Genomic DNA, 11,296 nt, shown 5'->3' on the forward strand with positions numbered 1-11,296 from the left:
CCCCCGCCCCGCCCCCCGGCCTCGTGCCGGACCCCCGCGTGGCGCCCCCACCTCCGCCGCCTCCACCCACTCCGCCACGCACCAGCACCTTCCCCGCGCCCTGGGAAGCGCCCGACGGGCAGGCGGGGCCCCGGACCTTCGCCGCGCCGCGGAAGCCGGCCGCGCCCGAGGGCGATGGGCTCCCCGAAGCCGGTCTCGCCCCCGACCCCAGCGCGCTGCACGAACTCCCGGCGGATCCCACGGTCGTCGCCGACGTGCGGCCCGCCGTCGGGCATCTGGGGGACCGGCCGCCCACCTATGACGCCGAACCCGCCGCCCTGCCCTCCGCCACCTCGGAGAATCTCGAAGGTCTCGTCCCCGACACCGTGTCGGACGGCGCGCGCTACGGGACGTACACCCTGCGCACCGCCTCCGTGCGCGGCGACTCCGCCCGGTTCCGCGGCGAACCCCGGCGCGACGGGCTGCTCACCGCCCGCTTCGGGGCCGCCGAGAGCGCCCTCGTCCTCGTCGCCGTCGCGGGCGGCAGGCGGGACGGCGAGGCGGCGCACCTCGCCGCGGCCGACGCCTGCCGCTGGATCGGCGGGGCCGTCGCCCGCAGCCACCTCCGGCTGTCCGAGGACATAAGAGCGGGGCGCCGGGGCGACCTGAAGTCGGGGCTGCACCGGCTCACCGACCGTACGTACGGCAAGCTCCGCGCCCGCGCCGCCGAACTGGGCGTCGAACCCGACGCGTACTCCGCGAGCCTCCGCTGCCTCCTGCTGTCCGCCGACCCCGACTGCCGCACCCGGGTCTTCTTCGGCGTCGGCAGCGGCGGCCTCTTCCGGCTCCGCGACGGGCTCTGGCAGGACCTGGAGCCCTTCATCCCGGAGGGCGGCCCGGCCGCGCGGCCCGGCGACGAGCCGGAGGCGGGACCGGACGGGGACCGGCTGACCATGGACCTCCAGATCACCGGGGCGGCGTCCCCGAACGTCGAGGGACCCCCGCAGCCCCCCGCTCAGCCCTTCCGGTTCCGGGCTTCCGTGGCCCGCCCCGGCGACACGCTGATGCTGTGCAGCAACGGACTCGCCGAGCCCATGCGCGGCGAGCCGGCGCTCCCCGGCGAGCTCGCCGAGCGCTGGAGCGCGGGACCGCCCGGACTGCCCGCCTTCCTCGCCGACACCCAGCTCCGGATCAAGGGGTACGCCGACGACCGCACCTGCGCCGCCGTCTGGGAGGCGTAACCGCGCGCCCCGTGGGTTGATGGATTCCGGAGTCCGGCGAACGGCGTTTCGGGCTCCGGAGTCCGGACAACCGAAGTGCACGGAGCACGGGCAAGGAAGGGCGCGCACCCATGGCCAAGCAGAACGTGGCGGAGCAGTTCGTCGACATCCTCGCCAGGGCGGGCGTCAAACGTATGTACGGCGTCGTCGGCGACAGCCTGAACCCCGTCGTGGACGCCATCCGGCGTAACCCGTCCATCGACTGGATCCACGTCCGGCACGAGGAGACCGCCGCCTTCGCCGCCGGAGCCGAAGCGCAGGTCACCGGCTCGCTCGCGGCCTGCGCGGGCTCCTGCGGGCCCGGCAATCTGCACCTGATCAACGGCCTGTACGACGCGCACCGCTCCATGGCCCCCGTGCTGGCCCTCGCCTCGCACATCCCCTCCAGCGAGATCGGCCTGGGCTACTTCCAGGAGACCCACCCCGAGCTGCTGTTCCAGGAGTGCAGCCACTACAACGAGATGATCTCCCACCCGGAGCAGATGCCGAGGCTGCTCCAGACGGCGATCCAGCACGCCATCGGGCGCGGCGGCGTCAGCGTCGTCACGATGCCGGGCGACGTCGCCTCCAAGCCCGCCCCCGAGAAGTCCATCGAGCACGCCCTCGTCACCGAACGGCCCAGCGTCCGGCCCGGCGACGACGAGATCGACAAGCTCTGCCGGATGGTGGACGAGGCCAAACGGGTGACGCTGTTCTGCGGCAGCGGTACGGCCGGGGCGCACGCCGAGGTCATGGAGTTCGCCGAGAAGATCAAGTCCCCGGTCGGGCACGCGCTGCGCGGCAAGGAATGGATCCAGTACGACAATCCGTACGACGTCGGGATGAGCGGGCTGCTCGGCTACGGCGCCGCGTACGAGGCGACCCACGAGTGCGACCTCCTCATCCTGCTCGGCACCGACTTCCCCTACAACGCCTTCCTCCCGGACGACGTGAAGATCGTCCAGGTCGATGTGCGCCCCGAACACCTCGGCCGCCGCTCCAAGCTCGACCTCGCGGTCTGGGGCGATGTGCGTGAGACCCTGCGCTGTCTCACCCCCCGGGTGAAGCCAAAGTCCGACCGCAAGTTCCTCGACCGGATGCTGAAGAAGCACGCCAACGCGCTGGAGGGCGTGGTCAAGGCCTACACCCGCAAGGTCGAGAAACACGTCCCGATCCACCCCGAGTACGTCGCCTCCGTCCTGGACGACATGGCCGACGAGGACGCCGTGTTCACCGTCGACACCGGGATGAACAACGTGTGGGCCGCCCGCTATCTGACGCCCAACGGCAAACGACGGGTGATCGGTTCGTTCAGCCACGGTTCCATGGCCAACGCCCTGCCGCAGGCGATCGGCGCCCAGTTCACCGACCTGGACCGGCAGGTCGTCGCGATGGCCGGTGACGGCGGATTCTCCATGCTGATGGGCGACTTCCTCACCCTGGTCCAGTACGACCTGCCGGTGAAGGTCGTCCTGTTCAACAACTCCTCCCTGGGCATGGTCGAGTTGGAGATGCTGGTGGCGGGCCTGCCGTCGTACGGGACGACCAACGCGAACACCGACTACGCCGCCATCGCCCGTGCGTCCGGCGCCTACGGCGTCCGCGTGGAGAAGCCCAAGCAGTTGCAGTCCGCGCTCAAGGACGCGTTCAAGCACAAGGGGCCCGCGCTCGTCGACGTCGTCACCGACCCGAACGCACTTTCCATCCCGCCGAAGATCAGCGCCGAGATGGTCACCGGCTTCGCGCTTTCCGCCAGCAAGATCGTGCTGGACGGCGGAGTGGGCCGGATGCTCCAGATGGCCCGCTCCAACCTCCGCAACGTGCCCCGCCCCTAGGGCGTGTCCGCTTCAGGCGGGCGTCAGGCGCACCGTCAGGATCTGGAACGGCCGCAGGCCGAGGACCGTGCCGTCCTCGTCGGTCTCCGCCGGGTGCAGCGGCCGCTCCAGCAGATCGGTGATCCGGGCCTCCGTGACCGGGAACGCCACCTTCAGCCGGGTCCGCGCCCGGCCGCCCGCCGACTCGTAGAGCCGTACGATCACGTCCCCGCTCCGGTCCTCGGCGAGCTTGACCGACTCGACCGTCACCGCCGGATGGCCCGTCGACACCAGCGCGGGCACCACCGGGGCCTCCGCCGCCCGCAGCGGGAGGTTCAGCGCCAGGCCCTCCCGTACGGCGTCCGTCACCTCCGCGCCGGGCGCGAGCGCGTAGCGGAAACGGTGGACGCCCAGATCGGTGTGCGGGTCCGGGCTGTGCGGGGCGCGCAGCAGCGTGAGCCGGACCGTGGTGCCGAGGCCGCCCGGGTGCGGGGTGCGGGTCACATCGTGGCCGTACGTCGAGTCGTTGAGCAGCGCGACCCCGTAGCCCGGCTCGGCGACCCGCAGCCAACGGTGGGCGCAGATCTCGAAACGGGCCGCGTCCCAGGACGTGTTGTCGTGGGTGGCCCGGTGGACATGACCGAACTGGATCTCGGCGGTGGAGCGTTCGGCATGGACGTCGAGCGGGAAGGCCGCCTTGAGGACCTTCTCCGACTCCTGCCAGTCCACCTCGGTCTCGATGTCGAGCTGCCGGGCCCCCGCCGCGAGCCGCACCTCCTGCACGACGGCCGACTTCCCGAACGAACGCACCACCCGCACGGCCGCCCGCAACGGCCCCTCCTCCACCAGGGTCACGGAGTCGGCGTCGGTGAGGTCGGTGCGGGTGTTCCGGTAGTGCCGGTCGATGTCCCACGCGTCCCAGTGGTTGGGGTGGTCCGGATGCAGCTGGAGGAGGTTGGCCCGGGCGCCCGGGATCAGCACCTCACGCCCGGCGACCAGATCGCGGACCGAGGAGACCAGCCCGTCGCCGTCCACCACGACCCGCACCAACCCGTTGTCCAGGACGATGCCACCTGCGTCCGAGGCTTGCGCCGTCACCGGGTGCTCCGGGACCGCCGCCCCGCCCAGCGGGCCCGCCCCGAGCCCCGGGCTCCGCGCCGGCACCACGACCCGGCCCTCGCCGAGCTCCTGGACGTGCGCCCCGGACGGCAGGACCCCGGCCGCCTCCGCGTCCAGCTCGATCACCTGGACACGGTCGTACGGCGATGAGTTGAGCGCCACCAGGCCCTCGGCCGCGCCCAGCGAGGTCACCGCTTCGGCGACCAGGTCCGCCAGCTCGGCGCGGACCTCCTCGTAGGTGTCCCGGGCCTCGCGGTGCACCCAGGCGATCGACGAGCCGGGCAGGATGTCGTGGAACTGGTGCAGCAGCACCGTCTTCCACACCCGGTCCAGGCGCTCGTACGGATAGCGGTAGGCGGGGGAGCGCAGTGCGGCCGCCGTCGCCCACAACTCGGCCTCGCGCAGCAGGTGTTCGCTGCACCGGTTGCCTTGCTTGGTCTTCGCCTGCGTGGTGTACGTCGCCCGGTGCAACTCCAGATACAGCTCGCCCGACCAGACGGGCGCCCGCTCCCCGTACTCCTCCTCGGCCGTCGCGAAGAATGCCGAGGGCGTCTCGACCGTCACCCGGGGCGAGCCCTCCAGATCCCGCAGCCGGCGGGCCCGCTCCAGCATCTCGCGGGTCGGGCCGCCCCCGCCGTCGCCCCAGCCGAACGGCACCAGCGAACGCGTCGCCCGGCCCTTGTCTGCGAAGTTCCTCTCCGCGTGCGCCAGTTCGCGGGCATGGAGCTGGGCGTTGTAGGTGTCGACCGGCGGGAAGTGCGTGAAGACCCGGGTGCCGTCGATGCCCTCCCACCAGAAGGTGTGGTGCGGCATCCTGTTGTGCTGGTTCCAGGAGAGCTTCTGGGTGAGGAACCACTTCACCCCCGCCAGCTTCGCCAGTTGGGGGAAGGCGGCGGTGCAGCCGAAGGAGTCCGGCAGCCAGATCTCCTCGGTCTCGACGCCCAGCTCCTCCGCGAAGAACCGCTTGCCGTGCGCGAGTTGGCGGGCCAGCGCCTCGCCGCCCGGCATGTTGGCGTCCGACTCCACCCACATCGAGCCCACCGGCGCCCACTGCCCCGCCGCCACCGCCTCCTTGATCCGCTCCCAGATATGCGGCTGGTGCTTCTTCACCCAGGCGTACTGCTGGGCCTGCGAACAGGCGAAGACCAGCTCCGGGTAGTCCCGTGCGAGGGCGGTGACGTTGGCGAACGTACGGGACGCCTTGCGGACGGTCTCGCGCAGCGGCCACAGCCACGCCGAGTCGATGTGCGCGTGCCCGGCCGCCGAGATCCGGTGCGCGCTCGCGGAGGCGGGCCGCGCCAGCACCCCGGCCAGTGCCGCACGGCCCGCCGCCGCCGTGCCGGAGACGTCGTGCAGGTCCAGCGTGTCGAGCATCGACTCCAGCGCCCGCAGGATCTCGTGCCGCCGCGACCGGTCGACGGGCAGCTCGTGCATCAGCTCCGACAGCACCTCGATGTCCAGGACCAGATGCCAGACCTCCTCGTCGAGGACCGCGAGATCTGCGGAGGCGAAGCGGTACAGGGGGCGGTCGCCGGACGTAGCCACGTCGCCGAGCGGGGTCGGGGCGAACCCGTGCTCCAGGATCGCCGGATTGGCGGCCGCCTCCAGCAGCAGATCGACCGGCTCCCCGCCCGCCGCCGGGTGCGCGAGCGTCAGATGCCGGTTGCGGGGATGAACACCCTTCAGGGGGACGCCCAGATGGTCGTACAGCATCCCCTCCGCCTGGAACCCCGGACCCTGGCCCGTGAACCCCGGGTCGACGACCACCTCCACCCGGCGCCCCGCCCACTCCTCGGGCACCGCTCCCCGCAGCCGGAACCAGCTGGTGGACCAGGGCTTCCCCCACTCCGTACCGGCCGTGAACGGTGCGAACTCCGCCCCGAGGGCCTCCGCCACCGGCACCGGCTCGCCCGGAACGTGCCACACGGACACGGCGAGCGGGGTGCGGGCGGCGTACTGGGCCGGGCGCAGGAACTGGTGGAGGGCCCTCTCCAGGCGGCCCTCCACCAGGGTGCGGTCGTCGTGCATCACAGCTCCTCGGGAAGGTGTGGGGTCCTGGCGGGACGGCTCAGGTTCCCTTCCCCCGGAGCGTGCGGAACACCCCTCGGAAGCGGGGTTCAGCAGTCGTGGTCGACCAGGTCGAAGGAGGCGTAGTGGTCGGCGGTGTAGTAGTCCTCCTCGTTCCGCTCGCCGGTGACGATCCGGCGCGCGCCCCGGTCGTCGGAACCGGGCGTGATGACGGTGTACTCGTGGTAGTAGCCGGTGGACTGGTCGGGCAGCAGTCCCTCGCGGTTCTGGAAGACGGTGCCGTCCTGCTCGTACGGGAACGGCCCGCCCTGCTCGATCAGATCCAGGGTGTCGTGCGCCTGGGACGGCAGGGCGGAGTAGCAGATGCTGCCCACCGCCGCCGCCCGGAACGCGGTCGCGGAGTAGGCGGTGGTGGAGGTCGTCGTCGCCGGGGTGGCGGCCTGGGCCGTTACCGGGCCCGAGGCGAGGAGAAGGGACAGGAGGGCGGCCGAGCCGCCTAGCCGGGTGATGCGTGGGGGGATGCGCATGCCATCATGATGACGCGCGTAGAAGTTGGGTCGTCAACGCCAACTCGGTTGTATTCGCCGGACGTTAACCGGAGCTGCGCCTATGTGGTGATGGCGTGCGCGGGTGGGATGTTCCGTGCGCCCCTCGCCGCTCCCGACCGTTCACTTATTGATGAGTCCGCAAGCGTGACCGTGTGCGTACAGGGGCATGCATCCCGTGAGGCTGTTCGACGGGCAGCCGGATCGAAGGAGGCCGGTTCACTGTGCGGGCGGGGGAAATGGCGAAGCGTCAGAAGAGGACCACGGTCGTCGAGGGGCGCGGCCCCCGGGGCCGGAGACCGGGTGAGGCACCGCAGCCGGCCCGGATGCGCCGAAGAGTGGGGCACGCCGAACGGTCGGCGGTGGGGGAGGTCCGCCGGGAGCTGCGGGAGTTCCTCCGGGACCGCTCCGGTCAGGAGCAGACCGACGCGGCGGAGCTGCTGGTGAGCGAGCTGGTGACCAACGCGCTCATCCACACCCGGCACGGGGCCATGGTCACCGCCACGGCGACAACCGCCCGACTGCGGGTGGAGGTACAGGACTTCGCGTCCGAGGACCTGCCCGCGCCGTACGTACCGAACGCCGACGACGGTACGCACGGCAGGGGCCTGATCCTGGTCCGGAGCCTGGCCGACGCCTGGGGCGTGGAGGCACAGGCCCTGGGCAAGACCGTCTGGTTCGAGCTGCACGGCGGAAGGCCCTGAGAGGCCCTCCGCCGCGCGGGCGGATCAGCCGAACTGCTGTTCCAGATCCTTCAGTTTCTGTTCCAGCGAGTCGAGCCGGGGGAGCGTCTGGGTGTCGTCCTCGGCGGTGAGGTCGACGGTCCGCGGATCACTTCCCTGGTTCGGTGCGTCCAGGCTCTTCGGGCTCGAACCGTCGGCCGTCTGCTTCGGGCCGACGGCTTGCAGGGATGGCCGGGGTCGCAGAGGCAGCTGCCCCGGCTCTGCTATGGCAGGCTCCGCGACGGCCGGCGCCGCGCCTCCCGAGGCCGGGGCGAGGGCGGGCACATCGACCTGTTGCCCGCTCCGGCCGCGTCCCCAGACCCGGTTCTGCCGGTTCAGGGCCTTGATACGGGCCCGGTCCAGCTTGGCCTGGTCCCTGCGGCGCAGCCGGTCCTGCTCCTGCTCCTTCCGGTCCTCCCGCACCTCGTCCACCGCCTCGTCCAGGGTGCGGACGCCCTCCAGGAGCATCAGCGACCAGGCACCGAAGGTCTCCCGGGGGGCCCGCAGCCAGCGGACGATGCGGATCTGCGGCAACGGACGGGGCACCAGGCCCTGTTCGCGCAGCGCCGCACGGCGGGTCTGCTTCAGCGCGCGGTCGAAGAGCACCGCGGCCGAGAGGGACATCCCCGCGAAGAAGTGCGGAGCGCCCGCGTGGTCCATGCCCCGGGGGGCGTGCACCCAGTTGAACCAGGCGGCGGCCCCGGCGAAGGTCCACACCAGCAGCCGGGAGCCGAGCGCCGCGTCTCCGTGGCTCGCCTCCCGTACGGCCAGCACGGAACAGAACATCGCGGCCCCGTCCAGTCCGAACGGGACCAGGTACTCCCAGCCGCCGCTGAGGTTCAGGTTCTGTCGGCCGAAGCCGACGAGCCCGTGGAAGGAGAGCGCGGCGGCGACCGCCGCGCAGCAGAACAGCAGGACGTAACTGGCGGTGGCGTACAGCGCTTCCTTGCGTCTGCGCCGTTCCTCGCTGCGTTCCCAGGAGTCGTCGGCCGCGGCCTTGGCACGCTTACCGCGTGCGACCACCGTCACCGCCGCCATGACCCCCACGAGCAGTACGGCGCCCGGAAGCAGCCAGTCAAGCGATATGTCGGTCAGTCTCATGCGCGGTCCCTTGCGTCACGTAGGGCGTTTCGTGCGCCATCGTGACGGAATTCCCGTCCCGCTCCGGTGGTTTCGGGACAAGAGCACGCCATGGGGGAAGGAGAGGCTATCGATGGGTGGAATCTTCTCGAACTCCCGCTCGGTCGAGCCGAGTTGCGTTCGATTCCACGTCCCTCGGACGGGCGGTGTGGATCAGGAAGCTGCGGCGAGTTTCCGCACCCGATCGGCGTCGCAGGTACGCGGGCAGGTCACGCAGGTGTCCTCGGGGCGCAGGGTGTAGAAGAGGCAGCAGCTCGCCCGGTCGCGGGTCGGCAGCGACTGCCCGTCGGGCCCGGTCAGCTCGCGGAAGCCCGCGGTGCCGACGTACGGCTTCGTCGTGCCGGGGAGGAGCAGCTCCAGCTCGGCCATCGCGCGGCGCTCCTCGCCCATCAGATGCGCCACGTACCAGAGGCCCTCGACGATCTCGTCCGTCGCCATCCCCCACAGGGCCCGCTTCCCGCGCCGCATGCGCGGACCGAAGCCCTCCAGGACCGGGCCGAGGTGCTCGGTCAGCGAGGCCAGGACCTCGGCCCGCAGCGCCGCCTCGTCCGGGACGACCCGGGCCCCCGGCAGCGTGGCCGCCGGATCGTCCGGCAGACAGGCGAACTCCCCCACCCGCACGGTCAGGTGGCCCAGCGCCCGCTGGAAGGCCACGTCCTCGACCGGGATCCGGGGCACCCGGCGCTGCAGGAACCACGGCACGGTCACCAGCAGGCAGGCGGGCCAGGCGTACCGGTGCAGACCGAAGCTCGCCACCACGTCCGGGCGGGCCTGCTGGCCGTAGTCGCGCAGCACCTGGGCGTTGTCCCAGGCCAGGAAGGTGTCCACGGCGGCTCCGCCGGCCGCCAGCTCCGCCGCACCGACCCAGCCCGCGCCGGACGGGGCGACGGCGTCGCCGTCGAGCACGTCGGCCCGCAGACCGGGGAACACCTCGGTCAGGCGGATGTACGCGGCGGTCACGGGGGACGTCGCGGCACCGGTGAACGGCGGGGAGAGGGTCATGCAGGGGACCACCGAATCGGGATCAGTTTCAGGTAAGGCTTACCTTACCCGACGCCATCGATGTTTGAACTGCAGCCTCGGTCTTCTATCGTGCACAGGAGGTCCGGCGCACGCGAGCCGGCCCGCGGCAGATGGAGGAGGTCCGGGTGGAGCAGGGCAGCGCGCGCGAGGGCGCACGTCCGGCGTGCGCCCCCGGAGCGTTCCCCTGCGCCCCGGGGAACGCCCCCGTGCCGGAGGGCCGGCCGTCGCAGGACCGGGTGCCGGAGCAGGCCCGTGGTCGGCAGGGCGGGCAAGAGGCCCGGGGCGAGCACACCCACAGTGAGCCCCCCGCGCCCCGTACCGTGCAGCGTCACTCCGTCCGGGGCCAGATCCTGGACGCCCTGCGCGCCGCCCTGGTCGACGGGGAGCTGGTCCCCGGCCAGGTCTACTCCGCCCCCGCGCTCGGCGCCCGCTTCGGGGTCTCCGCCACCCCGGTGCGCGAGGCCATGCAGCGGCTGGCCGTCGAGGGCGCCGTCGAAGTCGTGCCGAACCGCGGTTTCCGGGTCACCGAACGCGGCCCCCGCGAGCTGGCCGAGCTGGCCGAGGTGCGGGCGCTGATCGAGGTCCCGGTGATGCTGAGCCTGGCCCGTACGGTCCCGGCGCACCGTTGGAGCGTCCTGCGCCCGCTGGCGGAGGCCACGGTCGCGGCGGCGGCCGTGGGCGACCGGGCCGCCTACGCCGAATCGGACCGGGCCTTCCACCGTGCGGTTCTCACCCTGTCGGGCAACGAGCAGCTCGTGACCATCGCCGACGAACTGCACCGGCGCTCCCAGTGGCCCCTGGTCGCGGGCCCCGCCACCCGCCGGGCCGAGCTGCTGGCCGACGCCGCCGAGCACACCGCCCTGCTCGACGCCCTGATCGCCCAGGATCTCACCGTCGTCCAGGCCCTGGTCCGCGAACACTTCAACGGCGCCGACGGCTGACCGGGCGGGGCCCGCGGCCCCACCACCGGTCAGCCCGCCGCCTCGCTCAGCTCGCCTCGGCGGTGCGCTGGGCCGGGGGCCCCAGATACGGGGCCAGCCAGGTGGGCACGCCGCCCAGGAGCCGGAACAGCCGGCCGGCCTCGGCCCGCAGCCGGGCCGCCTCAGGTTCGTCCTCCGCCTCCGCCAGCGAGATCAGCGCCGGGGCCGTGCCGACCAGGAATCCCAGCTCCTCCCGGATCCGCAGCGACTCCGCGAAGCCGTGCCGGGCCTCGGCCAGCTCCCCCTCGCGCAGCGCGAGCGCGGCCAGGTGCCGCCAGGTGGACGACAGCAGCAGCTCGTCGCCCAGGGTCGCCGCACCGGCGTGCGCCCGGCGGAAGGCGGCGCGCGCCGCCTGCGGCGACTCCGCGATGTTCTGGGCGATCAGCCCGCGCCGGAAGTCCAGCAGCGGCCGGGCGGGTGACGCGGGAGCCAGCAGGGCCGCCGACCGGCTCAGCGCCACGCTCGCCTCGTCGGCCCGGTCCCGTACCGCCAGGAGGGTGGAGGCGTACGCCAGATGACCGCGTTCGGAGGCGGCGGCGCCCCGCTCGTCGTCGCTGCGGGCGATGGCCTCCGCCGTGCGCAGGGCGTCCTCGGCCTCGGTCCACCCCTGCCCGGTGTAGAGACACCGCTCGGTCAGCAGCGCGGTGCGCTGGAGCGCCGCGGCCGGAACGGTGCCCGCGTCGTCCT

The 11,296-nt window shown here is 72.6% G+C and carries 9 protein-coding genes; 4 read left to right on the forward strand and 5 right to left on the reverse strand.

What is annotated here, in order from left to right:
- A partial coding sequence (locus D3105_RS28580) for a protein phosphatase 2C domain-containing protein (protein ID WP_240647054.1) occupies positions 1-1,220 on the forward strand: 1,220 nt, incomplete at its 5' end.
- A 110-nt stretch (positions 1,221-1,330) separates the two neighbouring features.
- Entirely contained in the window at positions 1,331-3,073 is a 1,743-nt protein-coding gene (locus tag D3105_RS28585) for a pyruvate dehydrogenase (protein WP_118905856.1), read from the forward strand.
- Positions 3,074-3,085: 12 nt separating this feature from the next.
- On the opposite strand, the gene D3105_RS28590 is transcribed toward D3105_RS28585, so the two are convergent.
- Positions 3,086-6,199: an alpha-mannosidase gene (locus tag D3105_RS28590; RefSeq protein ID WP_118905857.1), complete on the reverse strand. Its 3,114-nt coding sequence runs from the start codon at positions 6,197-6,199 to the stop codon at positions 3,086-3,088.
- Between the two features lie 89 nt (positions 6,200-6,288).
- On the reverse strand, positions 6,289-6,726 hold the full coding sequence (locus D3105_RS28595) for a ribonuclease domain-containing protein (protein ID WP_118905858.1): 438 nt from the start codon (positions 6,724-6,726) through the stop codon (positions 6,289-6,291).
- A 257-nt stretch (positions 6,727-6,983) separates the two neighbouring features.
- Here D3105_RS28595 and D3105_RS28600 point away from each other — a divergent pair, with 257 nt between their 5' ends.
- The gene (locus tag D3105_RS28600; RefSeq protein WP_412080892.1) at positions 6,984-7,448 is read left to right on the forward strand and encodes an ATP-binding protein; all 465 of its coding nucleotides are present in this window, start codon (positions 6,984-6,986) and stop codon (positions 7,446-7,448) included.
- Positions 7,449-7,472: 24 nt separating this feature from the next.
- Here the strand turns inward: D3105_RS28600 and D3105_RS28605 are convergent, their stop codons facing one another.
- A complete protein-coding gene (locus D3105_RS28605; RefSeq protein ID WP_097945965.1) occupies positions 7,473-8,567 on the reverse strand; it encodes a DUF2637 domain-containing protein in 1,095 nt (364 codons plus the stop codon).
- Positions 8,568-8,759: 192 nt separating this feature from the next.
- Complete coding sequence (locus tag D3105_RS28610) at positions 8,760-9,608, reverse strand: (2Fe-2S)-binding protein (protein ID WP_118905860.1); 849 nt, start codon at positions 9,606-9,608, stop codon at positions 8,760-8,762.
- Positions 9,609-9,754: 146 nt separating this feature from the next.
- On the opposite strand from D3105_RS28610, the gene D3105_RS28615 reads away from it, so the two are divergent.
- Positions 9,755-10,570, forward strand: coding sequence for a GntR family transcriptional regulator (locus D3105_RS28615; RefSeq protein WP_118905863.1), 816 nt, complete (start codon positions 9,755-9,757; stop codon positions 10,568-10,570).
- A gap of 46 nt (positions 10,571-10,616) precedes the next feature.
- Here D3105_RS28615 and D3105_RS28620 read toward each other — a convergent pair.
- Positions 10,617-11,296, reverse strand: a 680-nt coding sequence (locus tag D3105_RS28620) for a hypothetical protein (protein ID WP_118905861.1), incomplete at its 5' end; no start/stop codon positions are given.

Source organism: Streptomyces globisporus (assembly GCF_003501885.1).
Lineage (GTDB): Bacteria > Actinomycetota > Actinomycetes > Streptomycetales > Streptomycetaceae > Streptomyces > Streptomyces globisporus_D.

Coding starts and splice junctions, on each gene's coding strand:
- D3105_RS28585 (WP_118905856.1), top strand. CDS start 1,331: ATGGCCAAGCAGAACGTGGCGGAGCAGTTCGTCGACATCCTCGCCAGG.
- D3105_RS28590 (WP_118905857.1), bottom strand. CDS start 6,199: ATGCACGACGACCGCACCCTGGTGGAGGGCCGCCTGGAGAGGGCCCTC.
- D3105_RS28595 (WP_118905858.1), bottom strand. CDS start 6,726: ATGCGCATCCCCCCACGCATCACCCGGCTAGGCGGCTCGGCCGCCCTC.
- D3105_RS28600 (WP_412080892.1), top strand. CDS start 6,984: ATGGCGAAGCGTCAGAAGAGGACCACGGTCGTCGAGGGGCGCGGCCCC.
- D3105_RS28605 (WP_097945965.1), bottom strand. CDS start 8,567: ATGAGACTGACCGACATATCGCTTGACTGGCTGCTTCCGGGCGCCGTA.
- D3105_RS28610 (WP_118905860.1), bottom strand. CDS start 9,608: ATGACCCTCTCCCCGCCGTTCACCGGTGCCGCGACGTCCCCCGTGACC.